Origin of the sequence: Sporosarcina trichiuri (assembly GCF_030406775.1) — a bacterium.
GTDB lineage: Bacteria > Bacillota > Bacilli > Bacillales_A > Planococcaceae > Sporosarcina > Sporosarcina trichiuri.
Window position 1 is genome coordinate 1,266,601 of the sequence record NZ_CP129119.1, and the last position, 26,435, is coordinate 1,293,035.

General features: G+C 53.6%; 23 protein-coding genes. All 23 read right to left on the reverse strand.

Features of this window, described 5'->3' with window-relative positions; translation table 11 throughout:
- Positions 1-36: 36 nt before the first annotated feature.
- Positions 37-768, reverse strand: coding sequence for an elongation factor P 5-aminopentanone reductase (gene ymfI / locus QWT68_RS06745; protein WP_040286804.1), 732 nt, complete (start codon positions 766-768; stop codon positions 37-39).
- The gene (yfmH, locus tag QWT68_RS06750; protein WP_040286805.1) at positions 765-2,066 is read right to left on the reverse strand and encodes an EF-P 5-aminopentanol modification-associated protein YfmH; all 1,302 of its coding nucleotides are present in this window, start codon (positions 2,064-2,066) and stop codon (positions 765-767) included. The genes ymfI and yfmH overlap by 4 nt, the downstream gene beginning before the upstream one ends.
- Positions 2,059-3,345: an EF-P 5-aminopentanol modification-associated protein YfmF gene (gene yfmF, locus QWT68_RS06755; protein ID WP_290150268.1), complete on the reverse strand. Its 1,287-nt coding sequence runs from the start codon at positions 3,343-3,345 to the stop codon at positions 2,059-2,061. The genes yfmH and yfmF overlap by 8 nt, the downstream gene beginning before the upstream one ends.
- Before the next feature lie 177 nt (positions 3,346-3,522).
- Positions 3,523-4,485, reverse strand: a complete 963-nt coding sequence (locus QWT68_RS06760) for an ABC transporter permease (protein ID WP_040286807.1) — start codon at positions 4,483-4,485, stop codon at positions 3,523-3,525.
- Position 4,486: 1 nt separating this feature from the next.
- Positions 4,487-5,533: an ABC transporter permease gene (locus QWT68_RS06765; protein WP_290150269.1), complete on the reverse strand. Its 1,047-nt coding sequence runs from the start codon at positions 5,531-5,533 to the stop codon at positions 4,487-4,489.
- On the reverse strand, positions 5,526-7,094 hold the full coding sequence (locus QWT68_RS06770) for an ABC transporter ATP-binding protein (protein WP_040286809.1): 1,569 nt from the start codon (positions 7,092-7,094) through the stop codon (positions 5,526-5,528). Before QWT68_RS06770 ends, QWT68_RS06765 begins: the two co-directional genes overlap by 8 nt.
- A gap of 174 nt (positions 7,095-7,268) precedes the next feature.
- Positions 7,269-8,342: a BMP family lipoprotein gene (locus tag QWT68_RS06775; RefSeq protein WP_040286810.1), complete on the reverse strand. Its 1,074-nt coding sequence runs from the start codon at positions 8,340-8,342 to the stop codon at positions 7,269-7,271.
- A gap of 52 nt (positions 8,343-8,394) precedes the next feature.
- Positions 8,395-9,120: a GntR family transcriptional regulator gene (locus tag QWT68_RS06780; protein ID WP_040286811.1), complete on the reverse strand. Its 726-nt coding sequence runs from the start codon at positions 9,118-9,120 to the stop codon at positions 8,395-8,397.
- A gap of 159 nt (positions 9,121-9,279) precedes the next feature.
- Complete coding sequence (locus tag QWT68_RS06785; RefSeq protein ID WP_040286812.1) at positions 9,280-11,664, reverse strand: DNA translocase FtsK; 2,385 nt, start codon at positions 11,662-11,664, stop codon at positions 9,280-9,282.
- 70 nt (positions 11,665-11,734) lie between these two features.
- On the reverse strand, positions 11,735-13,402 hold the full coding sequence (locus tag QWT68_RS06790) for a ribonuclease J (protein ID WP_290150270.1): 1,668 nt from the start codon (positions 13,400-13,402) through the stop codon (positions 11,735-11,737).
- Between the two features lie 105 nt (positions 13,403-13,507).
- On the reverse strand, positions 13,508-14,398 hold the full coding sequence (dapA, locus tag QWT68_RS06795; protein ID WP_290150271.1) for a 4-hydroxy-tetrahydrodipicolinate synthase: 891 nt from the start codon (positions 14,396-14,398) through the stop codon (positions 13,508-13,510).
- 13 nt (positions 14,399-14,411) lie between these two features.
- Positions 14,412-15,464, reverse strand: a complete 1,053-nt coding sequence (locus QWT68_RS06800; RefSeq protein WP_290150272.1) for an aspartate-semialdehyde dehydrogenase — start codon at positions 15,462-15,464, stop codon at positions 14,412-14,414.
- A gap of 92 nt (positions 15,465-15,556) precedes the next feature.
- The gene (locus QWT68_RS06805) at positions 15,557-16,150 is read right to left on the reverse strand and encodes a dipicolinate synthase subunit B (RefSeq protein ID WP_040286816.1); all 594 of its coding nucleotides are present in this window, start codon (positions 16,148-16,150) and stop codon (positions 15,557-15,559) included.
- A gap of 4 nt (positions 16,151-16,154) precedes the next feature.
- On the reverse strand, positions 16,155-16,934 hold the full coding sequence (locus tag QWT68_RS06810) for an NAD(P)-dependent oxidoreductase (protein WP_040286817.1): 780 nt from the start codon (positions 16,932-16,934) through the stop codon (positions 16,155-16,157).
- Entirely contained in the window at positions 16,927-17,199 is a 273-nt protein-coding gene (locus QWT68_RS06815) for a YlmC/YmxH family sporulation protein (protein WP_040286818.1), read from the reverse strand. The genes QWT68_RS06810 and QWT68_RS06815 overlap by 8 nt, the downstream gene beginning before the upstream one ends.
- A 68-nt stretch (positions 17,200-17,267) precedes the next feature.
- Complete coding sequence (locus QWT68_RS06820; protein ID WP_290150274.1) at positions 17,268-18,497, reverse strand: M16 family metallopeptidase; 1,230 nt, start codon at positions 18,495-18,497, stop codon at positions 17,268-17,270.
- 77 nt (positions 18,498-18,574) lie between these two features.
- Positions 18,575-20,692 (reverse strand): polyribonucleotide nucleotidyltransferase, encoded by a 2,118-nt coding sequence (gene pnp, locus QWT68_RS06825; RefSeq protein ID WP_290150276.1) that lies wholly within the window; start codon positions 20,690-20,692, stop codon positions 18,575-18,577.
- 185 nt (positions 20,693-20,877) lie between these two features.
- Entirely contained in the window at positions 20,878-21,147 is a 270-nt protein-coding gene (rpsO, locus tag QWT68_RS06830) for a 30S ribosomal protein S15 (RefSeq protein WP_040286821.1), read from the reverse strand.
- Positions 21,148-21,277: 130 nt separating this feature from the next.
- A complete protein-coding gene (locus QWT68_RS06835) occupies positions 21,278-22,225 on the reverse strand; it encodes a bifunctional riboflavin kinase/FAD synthetase (RefSeq protein ID WP_290150278.1) in 948 nt (315 codons plus the stop codon).
- Positions 22,206-23,153 carry a tRNA pseudouridine(55) synthase TruB gene (gene truB, locus QWT68_RS06840; protein ID WP_290150279.1) on the reverse strand — a complete coding sequence of 316 codons (948 nt, stop codon included), beginning with the start codon at positions 23,151-23,153 and terminating at the stop codon, positions 22,206-22,208. The genes QWT68_RS06835 and truB overlap by 20 nt, the downstream gene beginning before the upstream one ends.
- Positions 23,154-23,243: 90 nt before the next feature.
- Entirely contained in the window at positions 23,244-23,597 is a 354-nt protein-coding gene (rbfA, locus tag QWT68_RS06845; protein ID WP_040286824.1) for a 30S ribosome-binding factor RbfA, read from the reverse strand.
- Between the two features lie 19 nt (positions 23,598-23,616).
- Positions 23,617-23,898, reverse strand: coding sequence for a DUF503 domain-containing protein (locus tag QWT68_RS06850; protein WP_040286825.1), 282 nt, complete (start codon positions 23,896-23,898; stop codon positions 23,617-23,619).
- Positions 23,895-26,432 carry a translation initiation factor IF-2 gene (infB, locus tag QWT68_RS06855; protein ID WP_290150280.1) on the reverse strand — a complete coding sequence of 846 codons (2,538 nt, stop codon included), beginning with the start codon at positions 26,430-26,432 and terminating at the stop codon, positions 23,895-23,897. Before infB ends, QWT68_RS06850 begins: the two co-directional genes overlap by 4 nt.
- Positions 26,433-26,435 lie beyond the last annotated feature (3 nt).

Below are 26,435 nucleotides of genomic sequence, written 5' to 3' on the forward strand. Positions count from 1 at the left end.
ACTAAAACAGGGAGACCCTGGGCAGAACGGAAACGGCTATATATACCAGCCGCCGTTCAGCTTCAGGATCTCCCCGGTCATGTAATCGGCTTTTCCGCTTGTCAGGAAACCGACAAGATCTGCCACTTCTTCAGGACGGCCCGGAATCTGCAGAGGAATCTCCTGCATGACGAGTGCGCGCTCCTCATCAGGAATCTCCTCATTCATCCTCGTCTCGATCCAGCCGGGAGCGATCCCGTTCACCCGGATGCCTCCGAATGCAGCCTCTTTGGCATATGCTTTGACGAATGCATGCTGGGCACCTTTCACACTGGAGTACATCACTTCACCCGCCGCTCCGGCACTGCCCCAGATGGAACCGATGAACACGACGTAAGCGGGAGCGTGTTTACGCAGTTTTGAGGACAGCAGACTGATCAGACGCGCAGGATTCTGGACGTGGACACGCCACAGGGCTTCCATCTCGTCTTCCGTCGTCTCGGTCAGGAGTTTCAGCGCGGACTGCCCGCCGGCAGCGACAATGCATGAAATATCACCTGCCGCCGTGGCAAGGGCATCGGCAGCCCCTTTTGCCGTGAAGTCTGCCTGCATACAGACGAATTCGCCATCCGGGTGCTCTTGCTGCAGGCTGTCACGCAGGTCTGCGGCCGCAGATCCATTCGTATTATACTGCATGCAGAGCGACCAGCCGTCCGCAGCGAGACGGCGGCAGATCGCCTGCCCGATCCCTCCGGATGCACCGAGGATGAGCGCCCTGCGCCTGGTCATCCCTGCTCGTTCCCCGTCGGATGGATCGTCAGCACGGTCTGTCCGTTTTCATAGTACAGATCACGGAATGCTTCCTTCATCTGTTCCACAGTCAGCTGTTCCAGAACAGGCACGACATCGAACAGATTCATCTCATTGAAATTATAATGGGTGAACTGGTTGGCGATATACTCCGGTGAATTGAGCGCCCTCATGAAGAGCCCGATCCGCTTCTTCCGGATCCTGTCCAGCTGGCCGTCCGTGATTGACCAATTGCTCTTAGCTTCATCCAGGACGCTGAAGATCAGCTTCTCCAGTTCCTCAGGGTGATCCGTATCCGAGCCGACGACCGCGAAACCGAATCCGTTCTCCAAGTTGAATTCATAGGAGAATGACTCGTCGATCAGCCCCTCGTTATACGCTTTTGTATAAAATTCAGAAGAACGGCCGAACAGAATATCGAGCGTCACATCGGATGCGAGCTCGCGGATGAGCATCTCTTTCCCGCTCATAGCCGTATTCCGGCATTTCGTTCCGATCATCAGCTTCGGCTTCGTGACGTCCATCCGCAGGTCGCTGCGCGTCTCGGCCGCTTCATCCGGCTCATCCGGGAACTGCCGGACGACAGGTTCAGGTGCCTTGAATGATTTCGAATGCTGGTCCTCTTTCACGAACTTCAACATTTCTGCAGGGTCGACATTACCCACCGCAAAGAACACCATGTTGGATGGGTGGTAGAACGTTTCATAGCATTCATACAGATGGTCGGCTGTGATGTCCTGAATGGTTTCGACGGTTCCCGCGATATCAATGCGGACCGGATGGTTCCTGAACAGATTTTCGATTGTCCCGAAGTACTGGCGCCAGTCCGGCTGGTCATCATACATCGTGATTTCCTGTGCGATGATGCCTTTTTCCTTCTCGACGGTCTTCTCTGTGAAATACGGCTGCTGTACGAAATCCAGGAGAGTCTTCGTGTTTTTGTACAGGTTCGATGTAGATGAAAACAAGTAGGAAGTCCGTGTGAATGACGTGAATGCATTTGCGGCTGCCGCATTTTCACTAAATTCCTGGAAGACATCCCCCTCTTCCTTTTCAAACATCTTGTGTTCCAGGAAGTGCGCAATCCCATCAGGGACCGTTACGTACTCCTTTCTATCCCGCGGGATGAATGTACGATCGACGGAGCCGTATTTTGTCGTGAATGTCACGTACGTCTTCGAAAACCCTTCTTTCGGAAGAACGTAGACGTTCAACCCATTCTCAAGCTTTTCGTGATACAGCGTTTCCTGCAGCTGATTGAAATGTATTTCATTCATCTTCGAGTGCCTCCCGTCCGGAAAGAAGATACGTGATCTCTTTCGTAAGCTGTCCCGCCATCTGCTGGACGTCTTCCTTCGTCACCTGTTCCCACTTCGCAATCAGGTGATCAGCGCGGAAGTTTTCGTCCAGCTGTTTATATTGGTCGTAAATATCGATCTGGCCTTTTGCCGAGTCGAATGCGCTGCGTATACTGTTCGACAGCAGTGCGAGCGTCTGCCTCATTTCCAGATCCGAGATCTTCCCTTGTTTCATGGCTTCGATCTGCTCACCGATCAATCTTGCCGTTTTTTCCTCTTCTTCCGCATCGATTCCCGACATGATATACAGCAGACCATACTGGGATGAATAGGAGCTGGAGCAGTAGTAGGCCAGACTCTCTTTTTCACGAACATTGACGAACAGCTTGCTGTGCGCAAATCCGCCGAGGACTCCGTTGGCCATCTGCATTTTCGGATAATCGGGATGGCGGAAGTCGACCGGCGTGCTGTAAGCCATGTTGAGTTTCCCCTGTTTCATGTCCTGTTTCTCGCGGATATGTTTCGGCGGGGTCTCCCCGGAATGCTCATGACCGGCCGGCTGGACCGTTTGACGGTCTCCCGCCGGGAAGCTGAACAGGTCTTTCACCTGTTCGATCATCTGCTGCTCATCGATATCGCCGAGCACGTAGATATCGATCGAGTCGTTGTTCAGCATGCTGTCGTATGTCTGTCTGAGAGTTTCTGCCGTCACGGCCAGTACAGCCTCCTCCGATCCGTTCGCGGAGAGGGATGCCGGTTCGCCCGGGCGGATCAGTTCGAGCATCCGCTTGTTGGCGTAGCGAGTCTTGTCGTTGTAGACGGAGCGGATCCGATCCGCCACCGATTGTTTCTCACGTTCGACGATCGTTTCACTGAACGCTCCGTCTGTGAGGTTCGGCTCGAACAGGCTCTCCTTGACCAGAGACAGCAGCTGCTCGAACACCGGGCCATCCGGATTGTTCAGATACTCATCGTTGACACTTTCCGCAAACACCATCAGGCTGTGTTGGTTCCCCCGCTTGCCCGTGTCCGTGTAGAATACCGCACCATACAGCTCTTCGAGAGCCTGGCGCAGTTTCGTGCGGGTCGGATAATGGGCAGTCGAGTCTTCCAGGACATTCGCAAGCACCGTACGGGCTCCCGCGTTCTCCTCTGTCAGAGGCGCCGTGAATTTGATGGAGAGACTGATGGTTTTGAACTGAGCAGTCGGGCGTGTATAAAGAGTGACACCGGGCTGCAGAATAGTTTTGTTGAACATTCACCTACACCTCGATTTATCAAAATGGATTCAGTTCGTTCACGTACAAAGCGTACAGTAGCAGTATGCTTCTTTCCAACTTCACTATACATTTCCAAAGTGGCGCATTCAAGCGAAGGGACCCACAAAAAAACTGCCCCGCGCCATCCTTTGCAGGACAGCCGGGACAGTCTGATATCAACGGGACCCTTTGACGTACGGATCACCGAGTGCTTTCGGACCATTCGCCCGACCGATGAATCCGGCCAGTGCAACGATTGTCAGCACATATGGCAGGATGTACAGCACGAACGATGGGACGTTTTCCATGAACGGCAGCGACGAGGAGTTGATCGCCAGCGCCTGTGCGAAGCCGAAGAAGATGGCAGCGCCCATTGCTCCGATCGGATGCCATTTTCCGAAGATCATCGCAGCCAGCGCCATGAAGCCCTGGCCGTTGATAGTCGCATGGCCGAAGTCATTTGTCATCGTCTGGGCATAGACGGCACCGCCCATACCGGCAAGTCCGCCGGAGATGATGACAGCGATGTAACGGATGCGGTTGACCTTGATCCCCATCGTATCAGCTGCCATCGGATGCTCACCGACAGAACGGAGACGCAGGCCGAATGGCGTTTTGTAGATGATGAACCAGGCGAGAACCGCTATGGAGATTGCCAAGATCGACGAACCATATACCGACTTGAAGAACATCGGACCAAGTACAGGGATGTCCTTCAAGAAGGGAATGTTGAAGCGGGCGATCTTTTCCTGGATGAAATCCGTCTGCCCTTTCCCGTAGATCATCTTCACCGAGAATAGGGCGATCGCGATCCCCAGCAGGTTGATGGCCACCCCTGAGACGACCTGGTCGGCGCGGAAGGTTATCGAAGCGACCGCATGCATCAGCGAGAAGATCGCCGATACCAGCATGGCTGCAAGAATCGAAACCCACGGTGTCCAGGCGCCGAATGTATCGGCGAAGAACAAGTTGAATACGATACCGACGAACGCACCCATGACCATAAGACCTTCCAGCCCGATATTGATGACACCGGAGCGTTCGGAGAACACTCCGCCAATCGCTGTGAAGATGAGGGGGGCTGCATACGCAATCGACAAAGGTACGATTATATACAATACATTAAGGAGCGTACTCATCTCACTTCGCCTCCTTTTTCTTGCTCAGTCGCAGCAAGCCGACCCGGATGATATAGCCTGATGCTACAAAGAATATGATTAACGCAATGACAATCGAAACGATTTCAATCGGGATATTGGCGGCATTCGGCATGTTGTTCGCACCGTATTTGAGGGAACCGAACAAGCTGGCACCGAATATTACGCCAAGCGGTGTATTGGCACCAAGGAGCGCAACGGCGATCCCATCGAATCCGATTCCGGTGAAACCGGCACGGGACGAAATATTTCCGAACGTTCCGAGTGCTTCCATAGCGCCGCCAAGTCCGGCGAACGCCCCTGAAATGACCATTGCCAGGATGATGTTCTTCTTCACGTTCATACCGGCATACTGTGCAGCGTTCTCATTGAACCCTACGGACTTGAGCTCATAACCGAGCTTCATGCGCTCGAGGATGAACCACATGATGAACACCATGAACAGTGCAACGAAAATACCATAGTGGAGTGTCGAGAAATCCGTCAGCTCCGATAGGAAATCCGATCGCAGTGATGCCGTATCCTGGATTTTATCCAGCTTGAAGCCGCCGCCTGAAATCGTCTTGATGAGCGCATTGACGATATGAAGGGCAATGTAGTTCATCATGATCGTGACGATAACTTCGTGGACTTTGAGTGTCGCTTTCAGAAGTCCCGGGATGAGTCCCCAGATTGCACCGGCAGCAGCTGCTGCCAGGAGTGCAAGCGGCAAGTGGATGACTTTCGGCAGTTCGAACGCCATTCCGACGTAGGCAGCCGCGAACCAGCCGACGATGAGCTGTCCTTCCACACCGATATTGAACAGGCCGGTGCGGAATGCAAATGCGACAGCAAGTCCCGCAAGTATGTACGGGCTGATCTGGCGGATCGTTTCACCGATCGCATAGGAATCTCCGAAAATGCCGTTCCATAACGCAGCATAGCCTGCCACGGGATCATATCCGCTGACCAGCATGACAACAGCTCCTACAAGCAATCCGAGGATGATCGAGATTACCGGAACGAGCAGATTGATAATACGATTAGACATGCTTGTCGTCACCTTCTTTCAAAACAGGGCTTTCCTTACTTTCAGCAATTTCTTTTTTGTCATGACCGGCCATGAACAGTCCAAGTTCCTGCTCTGTTGTTTCTGCCGGTGTTACCGTATCGACGATGGCTCCGTCGTAGATGACCGCAATCTTATCGGACACATTCATGACTTCATCCAGCTCGAAGGAGATGAGCAGGACAGCCTTCCCCTGGTCCCGCTGCTCGATGAGACGTCTGTGGATGAATTCGATAGCTCCGACATCCAGTCCGCGCGTCGGCAGAGCGGCAATCAGGAAATCAGGATTGCGTTCGACTTCCCGCCCGATGATCAGCTTCTGCTGGTTACCGCCGGACAGGGCTCTGGCCAGTTCGTGCTCCCCCTGTGTCCGGACATCATAGTCCGCGATGATCTTATTGGCATGGTCGGCGACAGCTTTGTAGTTCATGAGACCGTTCGACGAAAACGGTTTCTGGTAATACGACTGCAGGGCGGCGTTATACCCGACACTGAAGTCGAGGACGAGACCGTGTTTGTGGCGGTCTTGCGGAATATGGCCGAGACCTGTCTCTGTAATCGTCCGCGGTTTGCGGTTTGTAATATCCTTGCCGCCGAGGATGATCTTCCCGGATTTAACTTTGCGCAGACCGGTGATCGCCTCGATCAGCTCAGACTGACCGTTGCCGTCGATACCTGCCAGCCCGACAATTTCGCCTCTCCGGACAGAAAGATTCAGGTTTTTGACTTTGTTGACATTGCGGTAGTCCGCCACTATCAGGTCCTGTATCGACAGGATTTCTTCGGTCGGCACTGCCGGTTTCTTTTCCGTCTTGAACGTCACCTGGCGTCCGACCATCAGGGTTGCAAGTTCTTCCGGATTGGTCTCTTCGGTGATCACCGTTCCAATCCCTTCGCCCTTCCGGATGACTGTCACCCGGTCGGACACCGACATGATCTCCTGCAGTTTGTGTGTGATGAGTATGATGGATTTCCCTTCTTCGATCAGCTTATGCATGATGCGGATCAGCTCATCGATTTCCTGTGGTGTCAGGGAAGCTGTCGGCTCATCGAATATCAGGATTTCCGCACCGCGATAAAGCGTTTTCAGAATTTCCACACGCTGCTGCATTCCGACGGAAATATCCTCGATTTTAGCGGACGGATCGACATTCAATCCGTAAAGCTTCGAAATCTCGGCAACTTTCTTGGCGGAGTCTTTGATGTTGATCCTCCCGCCTTTGGTCGGTTCGCTGCCCAGGATGATGTTTTCTGTTACTGTCAGATTTTCAACGAGCATGAAGTGCTGGTGGACCATGCCGATCCCGAGATCGTTGGCAACATTCGGATCCGTGATATTGACTGCTTTGCCATTCACTTTGATCTGTCCGCCATCCGGCTGGTACAGGCCGAACAGGACGTTCATCAGAGTGGATTTACCCGCACCGTTTTCGCCGAGCAACGCATGGATTTCTCCCTTTTCCAGCTGAAGGGTAATATTTTTGTTCGCATAGAAATTGCCGAATTTCTTATCAATATTCAGCATCTCGATGACGTATTCCACAGTTCTCACTTCCTTGCGTATAGTTTCTGCCTCATTAAAATTGACACAATAAAAGATTTTGGAACAAAATCTTTTAGTCTGGCAACTTACCGGGCTCCGACCCACCAATTATGTATACAAAAGAACGAAGGCCGGATTGCACCGGCCCCCATCATTCAAATCCATGAGCTTTTCTTACTTTTCACCTGGTACTTCAATTTCGCCGTCAGCGATTTTCTTGCTGTATTCGTCGATTTTTGCAAGAACGTCTTCCGGAATCGCACCGCGGGAGTCAGCAAGTGCCACCCCTTCGTCATGGAGACCGTAGACTTTTGTTTCGCCGCCAGGGAACTTGTCTTCTTTCGCCAATTCAGCGACGTCGTTAACCGCATTGTCCACACGCTTCAGCATGGAAGTGAGTGTTACGTTGTCATCGCCGACCTGTCCTTCGTCGTACTGGTCGGAGTCGACACCGATGACCCATACATAAGCGTCTTTGTCAGCTGACTTGCGTTCTTTCGCTTCACTGAACACACCGTTTCCTGATCCGCCGGCAGCGTGGAAGATGATATCCACACCTTCGGAATACATACGGTTCGCTGCTGCTTTACCAAGTTCCGCCTTATCGAACGCGCCAGTGTACTGGACATCCACTTTAAGATCTGGCTTCACTGCTTTGACGCCTTCAAGGAAACCGACTTCGAAACGCTCGATGACCGGGATTTCCATACCGCCGACAAAACCGATTTTGTCCGATTTCGTCATGAGAGCAGCTGCAACTCCAGCGAGGTAGGCACCTTCCTGCTCCTTGAAGAGGATGCTTGCAACGTTCGGCTGGTCCACTACGCCGTCAATGATTGCAAACTCAGTGTCCTTCTGCTGAGTTGCGATCGAGTCGATAGCATCTTCCATCAGGAAACCTACTCCGAATACAAGATTGAAGTCGCGTCGTGCAAGCGCATTCAAGTTTGTTGTGTAGTCTGCGTCACTTTGTGATTGCAGGTAATCGAAGCCGCCGTCGCCTTTCTTAAGATCATTCGATTCACCGAATTCCTGAATCCCTTTCCAAGCGGATTGGTTGAACGACTTATCGTCGATACCGCCGACATCTGTAACCATAGCCACAGAGAATTCAGAAGACTTGTCTCCGCCAGAAGCTGAGCCTTTGTCATTCCCCTTGCTGTCATCCTTGTCTGAACCACAAGCTCCCAACACTGTGCCTGCAGCAAGTACGAGGGACAGGGCAAGACCGAATCTGCGTTTACTCATGTTTGTGTGACCTCCCTATTTATATGTTGGTATGATGAGGGCGGAATCCGCCTTATACCCGTTTCCGGACTACATGGAAGCTGAATTTATCAGCACGGAAGTAATTCTTCGAAAGAAGCACCATTTCACCAGTGTCTGTGTAGTGCTTCTGCAACAGGACGAGAAGAGGTACATCGACCCCGCACCGCAGGATGGATGATGCTTCCTGATCATATCCCACTGGTTCAATATGTGCAATAGCCTGTGCGATATGGATCTTACCATCTTGTTCAAGCGCGTCGAAAAGCGAATTTTTCATCAATTCAGAGGAAGTATTCCGTAAACTGCCGGATTTAACCTGATCGATACAATAGACGACCGGTTCCCCGTCCGCTGTGCGGACCCTCTTAATTGTAACAATGGAATCCTCCGCAGCGCAACCGAACTTTTCAATGCTGTCATCCGCAGCCGGTGCTTCCGTCACTTCCATGAAAATCGTGCCGGGTTCCATGCCTGCATTGCGGATCATCGTTGACACACTGGATAATTCCTCGATCCCTGATGAGAAGACTGGACTTGGTTTCAGGAATGTACCGACACCATGCTTGCGGACAATCACTTTCTCTTCTTCCAAGACACGCAGTGCTTCACGCAGCGTCGCGCGGCTGACACCAAGTGTCCTGGCGAGCTCGAATTCAGAAGGGAACTTCTCATTTTCCTTGAAAACGCCGGCTTCGATGTTCTGCTTGATGTGCTCAATGACTTGGACATACAGATGCCGCTGGTCTGCCTTGATCACAAATCCATCTCCCTCCGGTTGAGGTCAGACCTCTGATGTTATACGTCGTTCCATTCAACCATACTATAACATTACCGGGGGAGAAAATAAACAATGCATTTTAAAAAAACTTGTAAGAGAGTGACTTTCTGTTCATCTTCCGACAATCTTTCAACAGGATTACTCCGCCGCATCCCTGTCCGCCAGGACCTGCCGCGGTTTGCTGCCTTCCGGCGGCCCGACGACGCCCCTCATCTCCATCTGATCGACAATACGGGCGGCACGGGAATAGCCGATACGGAATCTTCTCTGCAGCAGAGATACGGAAGCGGTCTGCATTTCGACGACCAGCTGCACCGCTTCATCGTACAGGTCATCCGTTTCTTCCATTTCATGCACTTCTTCGGTTTCTGAAGGGATCATCTCTTCCTGATATTGCGCTTTTTGCTGCTGGATGACGAAATCGACGACGGATTCCACTTCGCGGTCTGACACGAAAGCGCCCTGCACCCGCGTCGGTTTCGAAGCACCCGCCGGCAGGAACAGCATATCCCCCCTGCCGAGCAGTTTTTCGGCACCGCCGCTGTCGAGGATCGTCCTTGAATCGACCGCTGAAGAGACCGCGAAAGCGATACGGGACGGGATATTCGCTTTGATGATGCCTGTGATGACATCCACACTCGGCCGCTGGGTCGCGATAATGAGGTGGATGCCGGCAGCCCGTGCCATTTGTGCAAGGCGTGTGATGGCATCTTCCACTTCGTTCGAGGCGACCATCATCAGGTCGGCGAGTTCATCGACAATGACGACGATATACGGCATCTTCGGGTGCTTTTCATCGTTTTCCTCGTTCCATTGGTCGATATGATCATTGTACCCTTCAATATTACGTGTTCCGGTATGTGAGAACAGTTCGTACCTCCGTTCCATTTCCGCGACCACTTTCTTCAGTGCCTGCGCCGCTTTCCTCGGGTCTGTCACGACAGGTGCCAGGAGATGCGGGATGCCATTATAGACGTTCAGCTCAACCATCTTCGGGTCGATCATCATCATCTTCACTTCGTGCGGTTTTGCCCGCATGATGATGCTGATGATGATGCCGTTGACACAGACACTTTTCCCGCTTCCAGTCGCCCCTGCAATCAGGACGTGCGGCATCTTATTCAGCTCGGCAAGCATCGCCTCGCCGCTGACGTCGCGGCCGAGCGCGATCAGCAGCTTGGAATCAGGACGGTTGTTCTGTTTTGCTTCGAGCACTTCCCGCAGACTGACGACAGCGACAGCTTTGTTCGGCACTTCGATTCCGACCGCGGATTTCCCGGGGATCGGCGCTTCGATCCGGATACCGCTTGCAGCGAGGGCAAGGGCGATATCATCTGCGAGACTGACGATCCGGCTCACTTTGACACCGGTGTCCGGCAGCACCTCATACTTCGTCACGGCCGGTCCTAAGTGCACTTGTGTCACCCGCGCCTTCACACCGAAACTGTGGAACGTCCTCTCCAATTTCTGCGCATTCGCCTGGATTGCATTATATTCACCTGACTGGTCGTTTTCCGGCGGCTGTTTGAGGAGATTGAAGGACGGCAGCTGGTAGGACTCATTCTCCTCCTCCCCAGACACGCCTTGATATGGGTCTCCCGCTTCCGGTACAGCTGGCTTGTCATCCTGCTCTTCTGCCGGCTCCGGCCGCGGCGGCTGAGGGGCGGCCATGCTGCTTTCCGGCTGTTCCTTCTCCTCGGCGGCGCGCTCATTGAATGCCGAGATGATCGGCTGGACATATGGCTCTTCGGGAGCCGCCTGAGGTTCCGCGGGCTGTGCAATTTGCTCGCTGGCCGGCTTTTCCTTTTCCTTCTGATGCCTGCCCGCCCGGGTCCCTGCCGTCTTTTTCGCAGTCTTTTCAGGTTTCACCTTCGGCTGCGGTTTGAAATCGATGCTCTGCACTTTCTGTTTCAGCGAGGCGAAGGCAGCCGGGAACCACTCTGCCAAGTAAGGAGCGAGTGCTTTCCCCGTGATCAGGATGAGCCCCGTCAACAAGAGAAGCACTCCCGCTACCGCAGCGCCGGCAGAATCGAACAGTGAGAAGAACATTGCAAAAAGGACGGCGCCGACCATGCCGCCTCCGAGTGATCCGCTCCGTGTGCTGATTCCCCCGTTTGTGATGAGCACGTTCCATGTCTCTTTCAATGAGGAATCCGACAGCAGGACACGGCTTGCATATAATTCTTTGAATAATAATATATGGCTGAATAAAAGCAGACTTCCGAGTATGCACAAACTTCCCCCGACAATCCGGTTCTTCCAGCCCAGCTCGCCCCGTTTCACCATGAAGACAAGCGCCTGCAGAATCAGCATGAGCGGAAGTGCACCATGCCAGTTGCCGAACAGGAAGCGGCCTGCTGAGCCCAACCCTCTTCCGACCGGTCCGAATTCGAATAGGATGATGACGGCAAGTGCCAGCATGGCGAGACCGACCACTTCGAACAGGAGGGGATTCAGCTGTTTCTTGCCTTTCTTTTTCGGTGAGGGCCTTCTCTTTTTCTTTTTCGAGACTTTCTTGGACATGCTCTGCCTCCTTTTTGCGAAAAAAGGATTTCCCGCCTGACGGCAAGGAAATCCTCGAAAGATTGTTCAATCAGTATTCCATAATGATCGGGATGATCATCGGACGCCTTTTTGTTTGCTGATATAAGTAGGAACTGAGGGTATCCCGGATCTCCTGCTTAATGTTTGTCCACTCAAACGTTTCTTTATTCACATACTTTTCAACGATCTTGCGGATCAGCTTCGAAGCTTCTTCGAGGAGCTCCTCGGATTCCCGGACATAGATGAATCCGCGCGATACGATTTCAGGACCTGCCGCAATCTTCTTCTGCTTCCGGTTCAGCGTGATGACAATCGTGAAAATTCCGTCCTGTGAAAGGAGTTTCCGGTCGCGGAGGACAATGTTACCGACGTCACCGACGCCGATTCCGTCAATCAGGACATTGCCTGCTGTGACACGTCCGCTCATACGGATCTTACCGTTCTTGAACTCGACGATGTCGCCTTTGTCGGCGATGAAGATCTGGTTCTTCCGCATGCCGGTCTCCTGTGCGAGTTTCGAATGGGCGATCAGCATCCGGTATTCCCCTGTGATCGGAATGAAATTTTTCGGCTGCATGAGGTTGAGCATCATCTTCAGGTCTTCCTGGCTTCCGTGACCGGAGACATGGACATTCCTCGCCGACGTGAGCACTTTCGCGCCCAGTTTCGCCAGTTCATTCATCATCGAATAGACGGAGACTTCCGATCCCGGTGACGGTGTCACGGTGATCAGAACCGTATCCGTGTCTTTGATGCGGACATCGCGATGATGCTTGCGGACGATCTTTTCGAGGGCTTCGAGCGGTTCGCCCTGGCTGCCGGTCATGATGATGACAATTTCACTGTCATCATGGTTTCCGAGTTCTTTCACGGAAATGACAGTATCTTCAGCCACTTTCAAGTAGCCGAGTTTGAGGCCGACTTCAAAATAACTTTCAAGGCTTTTTCCGACGACGGCTACTTTCCGTCCGGTCTCCGCCGCTTTATCAAGCACTTGCTGGATCCGCAGGAAGTTCGAGGCGTAGACGGCAACAAGGATTCTGCCTTCCGCGCCGTAGAAGGTTTTCGACAGCTGTGCTTCCACGACTGTTTCGGACGTTGTATGGCCCGGTCGTTCGGCATCAGTCGAATCGGACATCAGGATGAACACGCCTTCTTCTCCGAGGGCGGCCATCTTGCCGAAATCGGGCTTGTACGGCCCTTTTGCAGCCTGGTCGAATTTGAAATCGCCTGTATGCACGATCGCCCCTTCGCTCGTATGGAATACGATGCCGAGTGCATCGGGTATGCTGTGGGTTGTGTTGAAGAATGTCACGTACGTCTGCTTGAAATTCATGCGGCTTTTGGTCGATACTTCAAAAAATTTGACATTGGAAGGAGCCGGCATTATCTTCAGGTGCTCTTTTGCGAGCGCCAGCGTCAGCTTGGACCCGTAGACCGGCGCCTGGACTTTCTGCAGCAAGTAGGCGATCGCCCCGATTGCATCTTCGTGTCCGTGCGTCAGGAAGATCCCTTTGACACGGTCCTTGTTTTCTTCCAAATATGTCATATCCGGAACGACAAAGTCGATTCCGAGCATTTCTTCTTCAGGGAACATGAGTCCGGCGTCGACGACAAACAGTTCATCATCGATTTCCACCACATACATCGATTTCCCCAGCTCTCCCACTCCGCCGAGCGGAATGACTTTGATTACTTCATTTTTGACTTTTGTCACATTATTTCCTCCTATGAAAAATTCCCGCACTAAACGACTAGTTCCCATTATACTTGACCGAGCAGTTCTGCACAAACAAAAATAGCCGGCATTTCTGCCGGCTGCTCATATCAGACGTCTTGCCGCTGCTTTCATACTTTCATATACTGCGTCCAGCCCGGGTTCACTTGGTGATGCACCAATCAGAGGGAGCCTGACCCCGCCGACGGGAATTCCTGCTCGGTTCAGGAAATACTTCACAGGAACCGGGTTCGGTTTTGAGAAGACTGCTCCGAACAGCGGAAGGAGGGTCCGGTGCCATTCCGCGGCAAGTCCGTTACGCCCGTCTTGGAAAGCACTGATCATCTGCTGTATTTCGCAGCCTGCAATATGGGAGGTCACGGAGATGACCCCGTCTCCCCCGATTGCGAGCAGCGGAAGTGTCAGCGCATCATCACCGCTGTATACCATGAATTCCTCATCGGTTCCTGCGATGATGTCCGCCATCTGCTCCAAGTCCCCGCTTGCCTCTTTGACCGCCCGGATGTTGTCGATCTTTGAAAGACGGATCACAGTCTCCGCAGTCATGTTGACTCCCGATCTTCCGGGGATGTTATACAGCAGCATAGGTATGGAAATGCTTTCTGCAATCGCTTTGAAATGGGCATACAGCCCCTGCTGGTCAGGTTTATTGTAATACGGTACTACCAGCATGACGCCGTCTGCCCCAATCTCCTCCGCCCTCTGTGCCGCACGGATCGAAGCTGCCGTGTCATTACTGCCGGCCCCTGCTATGACCGGCACCCGGTTATCTGCGGCGTCGATGACACCGGCCAGCAGTTCTTCCTTCTCTTGTTCGGTAAGTGTCGGGGATTCCCCCGTCGTCCCGTTGACGATCAATGAATCGGTCCCTGTCGACAATAGATGTTCGACGAGGCTGGCGGCAGCCGCGAGGTCCACTGTCCCCTCCTGGCTGAACGGCGCCACCATCGCTGTACCAATCCGGCCTAATCTCATTCGCTCATCCTTTTTAGTTATCGTTTCGGGAATGGATCCCGTCTTCAATCAGCTTCTCTGCAATCTGCACAGAGTTCAATGCTGCCCCTTTCAATAAGTTGTCTGCGACAATCCACAAATGGAAACCACGCGGATGATCCGGGTCTTTCCGGATCCGGCCGACAAAAACGGCGTCTTGGTTCTCTGCTGCCAAAGGCATCGGATATTCCTGCTTCGCCGGGTCATCCTGGACGATGATCCCTTTCGCTTCCGCTATTTTGCGGCGCAGCTGTTCAGCGCTCACGCCGTCTTGACCGATTTCAATATAGACAGACTCCGAATGGCCGGTCACAACAGGAAGGCGGACACACGTCGCCGATACCGAAATGGACTCATCCGCCAGTATTTTCTTCGTTTCGTTGATCATCTTCCATTCTTCTTTCGTATAGCCCTTGCTGTCGAACACATCGATTTGCGGAATGACATTAAACGCAATCGGATAATGACGTTCGGATCCGGCTGTCGGCAGCTGGGCTGCCGTATTGCCGGCTCTGGAATCGAATTGCCTGCTTTGTGATTTCAGTTCAAGAATCGCATCAGCGCCCGCACCGGACACTGCCTGGTATGTGGAGACGATGATCCGTTCCAGTCCGTACGCCTCTTTCACAGGATTGAGCGCCGCCACCATCTGGATCGTGGAGCAGTTCGGATTGGCGATCAGCCCTCTGTGGTTCCGCAGCGCCTGCGGGTTCACTTCCGGCACAACGAGCGGCACATTGGCATCCATGCGGAACGCACTCGTGTTATCAATGACTGCAGCTCCCCTCCTGATCGCTTCAGGTGCCAGCACTTCTGAAATGGCACCGCCTGCGCTGAAGAAGGCAAAGTCGATATCCTGGAATGACTCCGGCTTCGCCTCTTCGATCGTGAACAGTCTGCCCGCCGCCTGTATGACGGTTCCTGCTGAGCGGGAAGAAGCCAGCAGTTTGATGGATCGTATCGGGAAAGACCGTTCGATTAGCTTATCAAGTATTTTAGCGCCTACTGCACCGGAGGCCCCTACAATTGCAACATTATACGTCTGCATGCTGATTCTCCTTCTCTGAAGTGATGTTCCGGATCCGGCTCATCGTTTTTCACGTTTCAGGAATTATACCATAACAACGAATTTTCTGTAGGTCATTTTTCGGGAGTGTGTGTGATAAGAAGCGGCTGGAGCTGTTTCTTCTGAATTGCGGCAGCGGCAGTTTCCACAATGAGGGAAAAGTCGCTGATGAGGGAGTTTGGTTTTTTTACGGGGTCATCCTGTCCGAACGGGATGAAGAATACGTTTTTCATATTCAGCAATTTGACCAGATTATATGCGTTGAGACCAAGTGCATCATTCGTGGATATGCCGAGTACGACGGGTGCATGGTTCCGCATCGTCGCCTTGGCTGCCATGAGCACGGGTGAATCCGTGGCCGCATTCGCGAGCCTGCTCATGGAATTCCCGGTCATCGGTGCGATGATCATACAATCGACGGGTGAAGAAGGGCCGAATGGCTCTGCCCCTGCAATGGATGAAATCACCTTTTCACCGGTCGCTGTCTCGATCTTTTCAATCCATTCTTCCCCTGTTCCGAAACGAGTAGCTGCGGTGAGTACTGAATGGGTGATGACAGGGATGACGGTCGCTCCTGCGTCCTGCAGACGCCCGATCATCGGCAGCAGCTCTTCATACGTACAGTGCGATGCTGTGATTCCGAGGCCGATCCGTTTGTTTTGAAGCATAGTTCTACTCCTTTCCTCTGCACATTCTCAGCACTGCCTGCGCCAAGTACTCTCCCGCTCTGTGCGGAAAATGCTTGCCGGGCAGCCCGAGATGTACCGTATAGTATGCAGAGGAGGAACCGGGCTTTAGGCAGCCGGGCATCGAGGCCAATTCGAAGACATGCAGTGTGCTGTCCGCCTTCCTCTCAAACCAGGGGAAAGGTATCGTATTGACGAGATATCCGGAAGCGGGCAGATTCTCCGTATGAAGGAGTTCAGCCTTGTATCCCCGGGCTTCCGCTTCACCGAGCTGGGTGCCGGACCGGGCATAGACCGTCAAGTCCGCACCGAGCGCCGAAAAGGCTTCGGCTGCCATCCGTCCGACTCTTCCGAAGCCTGCGATCGCGATTGCCGTGCCGGCAGCCGGCTCTTTCGTCCGGGTCCAGAATTCACTGATGAACGCTTCGGCGGTGAGCCAGGCATTGTTCCAGACAAACCGCTCTTCCGTCAGATAGCTCCGAACCTCGTGCCCTCCCTGTTCCAGCTGAAGACGGACTTCATCGTCCATCAGGCCTGTAAAGAACCGGACGTTGTCCTTGAACAAGTCCGCCGGCAGGACGCCTGCCAGGCCGCGCACCGGCAAAATGATATGGGTGGGTTCCGACCGTTCGATAAGATCGATCAGTTCATCCGTCACCTCATCTGTCCGGCACACGTCACAAGTGTGTTTCGCCGCCTGCAAAACCAGCGCACAGGACTGCATCCGTTCGTCCGCCCCGACAACAAGCCAGCGACTTTCATTCATCGTATTCCGCTCCGTCCAGGAAGTGTGTCTTGCCGAACAGGATCCGGTGCTCGCCGATGAGGACGATTTCACTCCAGGGGATATACTCCTTCGAGGATTCCTTTTTCTGCAAGAATGGTATCTTTCCGCCGCGGTCCCTGATTTCAAAACCGATGATCGCTCCGCTGCGCCTGTCGAACAGCAGATCGGTATCCGCTAAGAAGCCGTACCGTATTCCTTCTGCCACTTGGATCAATTCTTTCTGTGCAAGCTCCGATAATAGCATGCATCCGCCTCCTCGCTGTATAGTCCCAGTCTATGACGGAACAGCGGAAAAGCTGACACCTGAATTTCTCACCCCGTCACCGGGGACACGATGGCAACAGCCGGCTCCGCAGCAAGAATCTGTTGTGCCAGCAATGCGACTTGCCTGACAGTGACCGCTCGGATCAGAGCTGTAACTTCCTCTTCTGTACGGTGTGCCTGGAGAAGAAGTTCGTTGTTCCCGTTCCTGTGCATTCTGGATTCCGTACTTTCCAGGCCGATGAGGAAACTGCCGATCATCTGCTCCTGCGCATGATGGAGTTCCTGTTCCGTCACACCGTGTTCAGCGATTTCCCGGATGACGGCCTGCACTGCGCCGAACAGCTCTTGTTCGTTCTCCGCGGAGGCTGCACCTCCGATGACGAAGGCACCTTCTGTCTCATGCCCTGCATAATAGGAATAGACCGAGTACGCAAGTCCTTTTTCTTCACGCACCTGCTGGAACAGCCGGGACGACATCGTGCCTCCGGCGATGCTGTCCAGCATGGCCAGTGTATAGATTTCCGGATCGGCAAGGGCCAGCCCCGGATACCCGAGGAAGAGATGCGTCTGCTCGATGTCTTTCGTTTTACGGACGGACCCGCTGTAAAATTGTGCAGGCCGCCTGCTTTCCTGCTGGTGTGGCCGGTCATTTCTGCAGAAAGTGCCGAACAGCTTTTCCACTGTCTTTAAAAGCTCTTCACCGAACTGACCTGCGATTGACACAACAATTCTTTCCGGGAGGTAGGTCCGCTTCATGAACTTCATAAGCTGCTGCCGGGTGAGCGGCCCGACGCTGGCGGCCGTCCCTCCGATCGGCCTCCCGATCGGATGATCCGGAAACATGACCGTCCATAACTGTTCGTCCGCGTCATCTTCCGGTGAATCTTCGACAGAGGCGAGTTCGTCGAGAATGACGGTCTTCTCCTTCTCGATCTCCCCTTCATCCATAGAGGAGTTCAGCAGCATATCGGCAAGTATCTCAGCAGCCGCACCCGCTTTGTCTGCAAGTACGGTCGCGTGGAGGCACGTCGTCTCTTTTGTCGTGAAGGCATTGATGTCGCCGCCGAACAGGTCAAACTGCTGGGCGATCTGCTTCGCTGTCCTGGAAGCTGTCCCTTTGAACAGCATATGCTCGATGAAATGAGCGATCCCCTCTTCGCCGGGCAGTTCGTCTGCAGAACCGGTTTTCACCCAGATGCCGAGCGATACGGACCTGGCATGCCCGATCGGCTCGCTGACGACCCGGACGCCATTCGGCAATGTGTTGATGGTTATCATGTTGTCGTCTCCTAACTGTACTAAGCAAAAAAGCCCCGCTCTCACTGATTCGTGGGAGGAGGCTTTCTGCAATCTGTTTACTCGCCCTTCTGCTCGGCTTTTTCCTTCTCTTCTTTCAAGACCACTTTGCGGGATAAGTTCACCCGGCCCTGGTTGTCGATCTCGATCACTTTGACAAAGAGCTCGTCTCCGAGTTTCATGACATCTTCGACCGACTTGGTACGCTCTTCCTGAATTTCAGAAATGTGAAGCAGGCCGTCTTTCCCAGGGAACAATTCGAGGAACGCGCCGAATTTTTCGATACGCTTCACTTTGCCCATATAGTACTCGCCGACTTTCGCTTCCCGGACGATGTTTTCGATCATCTTCTTCGCCTTGTCGTTCATCTCGGAATCAGGTGATGAAATATAGATCGTGCCGTCCTGTTCCGTGTCGATCTTGACGCCTGTCTCATCGATGATCTTGTTGATCACTTTACCGCCAGGTCCGATGACGTCACGGATCTTATCAGGGTTGATATGGATCATGATGATCTTCGGTGCATACTTCGAAAGTTCCGGAGCCGGTGCCGCGATCGTTTCCAGCATATGGCCAAGAATTTTCATACGGCCGATCTTCGCCTGTGCGAGTGCTTCTTCGAGGATCTGGCGGGACAGCCCTTCGATTTTGATATCCATCTGAAGTGCTGTGATGCCTTCTGCGGTCCCCGCCACTTTGAAGTCCATGTCGCCGAGATGGTCTTCCATCCCCTGGATGTCGGACAGGACGGAGTAGTTGTCGTCCTTCTTGATAAGTCCCATTGCAATTCCTGCAACCGGTGCTTTGATCGGAACGCCTGCATTCATCATCGCCATTGTGGAAGCACAGATGGAGGCCTGTGAGGAAGAGCCGTTCGATTCCAGCACCTCTGCAACGAGGCGGATCGTATACGGAAATTCCTTCTCGTCCGGGATGACAGCGGACAATGCCCGTTCTCCGAGTGCCCCATGACCGATCTCACGGCGGCCCGGCGCACGGATCGGTCCGGTTTCACCGACACTGAAGTTCGGGAAGTTATAATGATGCATGAACCGTTTCGTCTCTTCCAGACCGAGTCCGTCGATGATCTGGACTTCTCCGAGCGCGCCTAACGTACAGACACTGAGTGCCTGAGTCTGACCGCGGGTGAACAAGCCGGATCCATGAGTGCGCGGCAGGACGCCGACTTCGGAGGAAAGCGGGCGGATCTCTTCCAGTCCGCGTCCATCCGGCCGCACTTTCTCATCTGTGATGAGACGGCGCACTTCGTCCTTCACGAGCTGCTCAAGGACATTGCGGACCTGTTTCATGGTTGCATCGTCCGCTTCGTTCTCCTCGTAGCGGGCGATGACTTCGTTCTTAACAGCCGTGATCGCTTCTTCGCGGGCATGCTTCTCTTCCGTCTGGATAGCTGCGACAAGTTCATTATGGCAGCTCTCTTTGATGGCTGTGAACAGATCGCGGTCGAGTTCGAACAGTTCGATCTCCATCTTCGCTTTGCCGACTTCCGCGATGATCTTCTCCTGGAAGACAATCAGTTTTTTGATCTCCTCGTGGCCGAAGATGATCGCTTCCAGCATGACATCTTCAGACACTTCCTTCGCTCCGGCTTCCACCATGTTGATGGCATCCTTCGTACCTGCGACGACAAGGTCGATGTCGCTCGTCTCGAGCTGTTCGGGTGTCGGGTTCACGATGAGTTCCCCGTTGACGCGTCCGATCTGGACACCTGCAATCGGGCCATCGAACGGAATATCCGAGATCGAGATGGCCAGGGAGGACCCGAGCATCGCTGCCATTTCCGAAGAACAGTTCTGGTCCACGGACATGACCAGTGAAATCACCTGAAGATCATTCCGGAAGCCATCCGGGAACAGCGGGCGGATCGGGCGGTCGATCAGACGGCTTGTCAGAACGGCCTTCTCAGAAGGACGGCCTTCCCGTTTGATGAAGCCTCCCGGTATTTTCCCGACTGCATAGAGCCGCTCTTCATAGTTGACTGTCAGCGGGAAGAAATCCAGCGCTTTCGGTTTCTTCGAAGCGGTTGCTGTGGAAAGGACCGTCGTCTCTCCGTACCGTACAAGAACAGCACCATTCGCCTGTTTGGCAAGCTGTCCTGTTTCGACCGTCAGCTGTCTTCCGGCCCAATCCATCGTAAACTTCTTGTGTTCTGTCATGATTGATCTCCTCTCGGTTTACATCCTGCGCATACGTAGTATGTAGTACTTATCAGTGTATCAAATTCAGCAATGATATGCGAAAGTTTTCACTACACCGGCTGGAACCATCCGAAGAGGCTGCCGTCCGGCTGGTTATGTGCATAGAAAAAAGCGGGCAGAGCCCGCTTTTTCGGTTGTCGATATTAACGGCGAAGGCCGAGTTTGGCAATGAGTTCACGGTAACGCTGAACTTCGTTCTCACGCAGGTAACGGAGAAGACGACGGCGCGTTCCGACCATTTTGTAAAGGCCGCGGCGCGAGTGGTTGTCTTTCTTGTGAGTGCGCAAGTGCTCGTTCAAGTTGTTGATCTCTTCTGTAAGGATAGCGATCTGTACGTCTGCAGACCCTGTGTCGTTTTCATGAGTCTTGAATTCGTTGATCAGCTCATGTTTACGCTCTTGTGTAATAGCCATCCTTTTCACCTCCCATTCTGTAATATCCCCAAGTCCCGAGCAGCCGTTGGTGAATCGAGATGCCAAGGAAAAGGTTTGTGTACGCTGTACACTTTTCTATGATAACACTCCGGCAGCCGGCGTGCAACTGTCACTCGCAGTCAGCCAGAATTTTTTTTGCGGTCTCTTTGTCGCTGCTAATCTGCTGCTTCAGCTCGTCGATCGAGTCGAATTTCCGCTCGGCGCGGATGAACCGGATCCAGTCGACAGCTGCTTCCCTGCCGTACAGATCTCCGTCGAAATCGAACACATTCACTTCGATGGTCTTCCTCGCCTGCTCGGGCTTATCGAATGTCGGCTTGACCCCGATATTGCAGACACCGTTGTACTCAGTCCCGTCCACGGTGAAACGGACCGCATATACACCGTTTTTCGGGACGATAAGATCGTCTTCCGGTATAATATTGGCTGTTGGGAAACCGAGCAGCCTCCCCCTCTTATCACCGCCTGTCACTGTGCCGACAGAGCGGAACGGTCTGCCGAGCAGGCGCGCGGTCTCTGCCACTTCACCATCCGCCAGCAGCTTCCGGATTCTTGTCGAAGAGACTTTCTCCTCGGAATCAGCCACCTCACCGACTGTCGTCGCAGTGAAGAATCCTCTGCCGAGTTCCTGCATATCCGCCATCGTGCCTTTGCCTTGCCTTCCGAATGTGAAATCGAAACCTGCTGTCACATGCCGGACATTGAGCTTTTTCAGTATAACTTCCACAAACTGTTCAGGCGTCAGACCAGCCAATGTGCTGTCGAACGTGACGATGAACAGCGTGTCGATCCCCATTTCAGCAAGGAGACGCTGTTTCTCCCGCAGTGGGGTGATGTATCCGATCTTTTCCGGTCCTTTCGAAAACAGGTGGGACGGATGGGGATCGAATGTCATCACAGCCGGCTGGAGGCCGTCGTTTTTCGCTTTGCGGACGGCCTCACCGATCACCGCCTGGTGGCCGCTGTGCAGACCGTCAAAAAAACCGATGGCCAGCGAGAATTCCTTGTTTTTGATCGGGCTGATGCCTGACGCGGCATCAAGCTTGATGACGTCCACTGCTGTCGTCCCCCTTTTGTCGGTTGGCCGGAAACATTTTCACGGGCTTGATGAGTCCCGGTTTTTCCGGATGGCGTGCATAGACTGCCAGCGCTTTCCCGTCATCGGAAAACACGATTTCATCCGATGTTTCCAGCATGGCGTGCTGCGGGAGCACTTGTCCATTCAGGACCCGCTCCAGAAGGTCACTGGGTGCTTCGATGAATGGCAATCCGCATAGTGCTGACTCGAGCGGCCGGAGATGCGGCAGAAGCTGCCCGCTGTCCATCTCTTCCTTCACTTGCTCCAGGGTCAGGCAGTCTTCCTTCGTGAAGGTGCCGGAAGCCGTACGCACCAAAGCGGACATGTGTGCGGGATAGCCGAGCTGTTCCCCGATCTGCACGGCAAGGGTCCGGATGTAAGTGCCTTTTCCGCATGCCACCCGGATGGTGAACTTCGGTTCACGTCCCTTGAATTCAGACTCCCCGCTCAGCAGGTCGATCTTTTCGATGAACACCGTTCGTTCCGGGCGATCCACTTCTATTCCTTTGCGCGCATATTCATACAGCCTGCGTCCGTTCACTTTCACGGCGGAATACATCGGCGGAATCTGGGTGATCGGACCGGTCAGGGACGAAAGGACGGCAAGCACCTCTGCACGGCTGATCGATTTCAAGGAAAGATCCTGATCCACCGCCTCCCCATCCGCATCTTCGGTTTCCGTCGCTGTACCGATCGAGACTTCTGCTATATATTCTTTTCCGGAATCCGTGATATATGATGCAGTTTTCGTCGCCTGGCCGATGCAGATCGGCAGTACTCCTTCCACGTTCGGATCGAGCGTGCCGGTGTGCCCCACCTTTTTCGTACGCAAGATTTTCCGCAGCTTGAATACACAGTCATGGGACGTCATCCCTTTTTCTTTCCAGAGCGGCAGAATCCCATCCATATGAGTATCGCCTCCTTTTCTGCATTGTAAGAAATCTATGTACCACGGGAAAAAGGGATCGGGATCCTGTCGGATGCCGATCCCTTCCAGTTAACTGTCCGATCCGTCTTCTTTCACTTCCCGCAAAAGCGAGTCGATCCGGTTGCCGTACGCAACGGATTCATCGAAAGCGAAGTCGATCTCCGGTGTTTTTCTGAGGCGGATCCGTTTCCCGATTTCAGAACGGATGAATCCTTTGGCTTTTTTCAGACCTTCCAAAGAAGCCTCTTTTTCGGAGTCTTTTCCGAGCACCGAAATGTAGATCATCGCCTGCTGCAGGTCACCTGTCACCTCGACGTCCGTCACAGTGACGAAACCGATGCGCGGATCCTTCAGACGCTGGCCGATGATATCACCCAGTTCTTTCTTCATCTGTTCACCGACCCGGTTTGCACGCATTGTCATGGAGTTTCACCCCGCTTCACTATCTTACATAGTCAATCTGTACTTCCGTCATCTGCCATTCCGGATTGGACTCCAGGAACTTCTGGACCCGGCGGATTTCCCGCTCGGCCGCTTCAGTCGAAGACGCGACCGCCGCCACACCCAGTGTCGTGCGCTGCCAGAGGTTCTGATGATCCAATTCGGATATAGACACATTATACCCATTTTTGACGCGATCGATCATGCGTCTGAGAACTGCGCGTTTATCTTTCAGAGAAGCCGCCATTGGAATGATGAACGAAAACTCTGCAAAGACGATCACACCCGCTTGACTTCCTGCATGACGAAGGCTTCGATGATGTCGCCTTCTTTGATGTCATTGAAGTTTTTGATGGTGAGTCCGCATTCGTATCCTTTCGTGACTTCCTTGGCATCATCCTTGAACCGCTTCAATGTATCAAGCTCACCTTCAAAGATCATGATGTCATCTCGGTAGATACGCACTCCGGAATCCCGGGTGATCTTGCCGTCCGTCACATAACTTCCGGCAATCGTGCCGACTTTCGAAACTTTGAACGTTTCCCTGACTTCCACTTGGCCGATCACTTTTTCTTCGAATTCAGGATCAAGCATCCCCTTCATCGCCGCTTCGATCTCTTCCACCACTTTATAGATGACGCGGTGCAGACGGATGTCCACGCCCTCTTCTTCAGCTGCACGTTTTGCATTCGTATCCGGACGGACGTTGAAACCGATGACGATTGCATTGGATGCAGCAGCAAGTGAGATATCGGACTCGTTGATAGCGCCGGCGCCTGTGTGGATGATTTTCACATTGACACCTTCCACGTCGATTTTCATGAGAGAGGCAGCCATTGCTTCCACTGTACCCTGAACGTCCGCTTTGACGATCAGGTTCAGTTCTTTCATTTCGCCTTCTTTCATCTGATCGAACAGGTTATCCAATGTTACGCGGGCTTTCTCCGTACGTGACTCCTGGAGCGCGTCACCTGCACGGCTTTCCCCGATCTGGCGGGCTGTCTTCTCGTCTTCGAAGACGACGAAACGGTCGCCTGCCTGAGGCACATCGCTCAGTCCCGTGATTTCCACAGGAGCTGACGGACCGGCTTCTTTCACACGGCGGCCGACGTCATTGATCATCGCACGGACACGGCCGTACGTATTTCCGACAACGATCGGATCACCGACACGCAGTGTTCCGTCCTGGACCAGCAGGGACGCAACCGCACCGCGTCCGCGGTCCAGCTGAGCTTCGATGACTGTCCCTTTTGCACGGACTGCAGGGTCCGCTTTCAGTTCTGCAACTTCAGAAACGAGAAGGATCATTTCGATCAGCTGATCGATCCCTTCGCCTTTCAAAGCTGAAATCGGAACAAAGATCGTATCTCCGCCCCAGTCCTCCGGCACGAGTCCATGCTCGGTCAGTTCCTGCATGACCCGGTCAGGGTTGGCTGCCGGCTTATCCATCTTGTTGACTGCAACGATGATCGGCACTTCAGCCGCTTTCGCATGGTTGATGGCCTCGACTGTCTGCGGCATGACGCCGTCATCAGCTGCGACCACGAGGATCGTGAGGTCTGTCACTTTCGCTCCGCGGGCACGCATTGTTGTGAATGCCTCGTGTCCCGGTGTATCGAGGAATGTGATCTTCTTACCATCGGAAGTGATCTGGTAGGCACCGATATGCTGGGTGATTCCGCCCGCTTCTCCCTGTGTGACTTTCGTGTCACGGATCGAGTCGAGCAGTGTCGTTTTCCCATGATCGACGTGCCCCATGATTGTGACAACCGGCGGACGCTCCGTCATGGCAGCCTCTTTTTCTTCGGATGCTTCCCCTGCTTCAGGCTCTTCGAAGTAGATTTCGAGGTCCGTCTTGTCGATGCGGATCTCTTCTTCCACTTCCACGCCATACTCTGCACAGATCAGTTCGATTGCGTCTTTGTCCAATTCCTGGTTGATGGTCGCCATCACACCGAGAAGGAAGAGCTTCTTGATGATCTCAGAAGGTTCTTTGCCTAACTTGTTGGCTAGTTCACCGACGGATAACGATTCATAGAACGTGATCTTCTCCGGCAGCGGCTTTTCGATTTTCGGCATCGGATTCGCCGGGCGGTGTCTGCGGCGGCCCTGGTTGATGCCCCGTGCTGGCGGACGGCCGCCGCGGCGGTTGCCTCCGCCCCCCTGGCGGTTCTGCGAGGACGGGCCCTGCCCTGTCCGCTGCTGTGATCCCTGTCCGCCTGCCGGACGATTGCCGCCCTGGCCCTGCGGACGGTTTCCGGTTTGACCTTGTGGCCGGCTGCCGGATTGGTTCTGGTTTTGCGGGCGTGAAGAAGAACCCTGGCCTTGTGGGCGGCTGCCTCCCTGACCTTGCTGTCGGCTGCCTGTCTGACCTTGTGGACGATTGCCTGCTTGGCCTTGCTGGCGGCTGCCAGTATTCTGGCCTTGTGGACGATTGCCTGTTTGGCCCTGCTGGCGGCTGCCAGTATTCTGGCCTTGCGGGCGATTGCCTGATTGGCCTTGCGGACGGCTGCTGCCCTGCCCCTGCGGACGGCTGCCGGATTGGCCTTGTGGACGACTGCCCTGCCCCTGCGGGCGACTGCCGTCTTTTCCTTGAGGACGGCCGCCATTCGAATTCTGCGGACGATTTGTGTTGTCCCGTCCGGATTGCGGCGATTTCGCCGAATTGAACTTCTTATCCAGCTTGTCTGCTGAGCCTGAGTCGATCATGGACATATGGTTGGTGACATTGACGTTCATCTTCCCAAGTTCCTCAATGACTTCCTTGCTCGATTTGTTCACTTTTTTCGCGTACTCATGTACTCGTATTTTCGTCATTAG

Coding starts and splice junctions, on each gene's coding strand:
- ymfI (WP_040286804.1), bottom strand. CDS start 768: ATGACCAGGCGCAGGGCGCTCATCCTCGGTGCATCCGGAGGGATCGGG.
- yfmH (WP_040286805.1), bottom strand. CDS start 2,066: ATGAATGAAATACATTTCAATCAGCTGCAGGAAACGCTGTATCACGAA.
- yfmF (WP_290150268.1), bottom strand. CDS start 3,345: ATGTTCAACAAAACTATTCTGCAGCCCGGTGTCACTCTTTATACACGC.
- QWT68_RS06760 (WP_040286807.1), bottom strand. CDS start 4,485: ATGAGTACGCTCCTTAATGTATTGTATATAATCGTACCTTTGTCGATT.
- QWT68_RS06765 (WP_290150269.1), bottom strand. CDS start 5,533: ATGTCTAATCGTATTATCAATCTGCTCGTTCCGGTAATCTCGATCATC.
- QWT68_RS06775 (WP_040286810.1), bottom strand. CDS start 8,342: ATGAGTAAACGCAGATTCGGTCTTGCCCTGTCCCTCGTACTTGCTGCA.
- QWT68_RS06785 (WP_040286812.1), bottom strand. CDS start 11,664: ATGTCCAAGAAAGTCTCGAAAAAGAAAAAGAGAAGGCCCTCACCGAAA.
- dapA (WP_290150271.1), bottom strand. CDS start 14,398: ATGAGATTAGGCCGGATTGGTACAGCGATGGTGGCGCCGTTCAGCCAG.
- QWT68_RS06800 (WP_290150272.1), bottom strand. CDS start 15,464: ATGCAGACGTATAATGTTGCAATTGTAGGGGCCTCCGGTGCAGTAGGC.
- QWT68_RS06805 (WP_040286816.1), bottom strand. CDS start 16,150: ATGCTTCAAAACAAACGGATCGGCCTCGGAATCACAGCATCGCACTGT.
- QWT68_RS06810 (WP_040286817.1), bottom strand. CDS start 16,934: ATGAATGAAAGTCGCTGGCTTGTTGTCGGGGCGGACGAACGGATGCAG.
- QWT68_RS06815 (WP_040286818.1), bottom strand. CDS start 17,199: ATGCTATTATCGGAGCTTGCACAGAAAGAATTGATCCAAGTGGCAGAA.
- QWT68_RS06820 (WP_290150274.1), bottom strand. CDS start 18,497: ATGATAACCATCAACACATTGCCGAATGGCGTCCGGGTCGTCAGCGAG.
- pnp (WP_290150276.1), bottom strand. CDS start 20,692: ATGACAGAACACAAGAAGTTTACGATGGATTGGGCCGGAAGACAGCTG.
- rpsO (WP_040286821.1), bottom strand. CDS start 21,147: ATGGCTATTACACAAGAGCGTAAACATGAGCTGATCAACGAATTCAAG.
- truB (WP_290150279.1), bottom strand. CDS start 23,153: ATGGATGGGATTCTGCCGCTCTGGAAAGAAAAAGGGATGACGTCCCAT.
- rbfA (WP_040286824.1), bottom strand. CDS start 23,597: ATGACAATGCGTGCAAACCGGGTCGGTGAACAGATGAAGAAAGAACTG.
- infB (WP_290150280.1), bottom strand. CDS start 26,432: ATGACGAAAATACGAGTACATGAGTACGCGAAAAAAGTGAACAAATCG.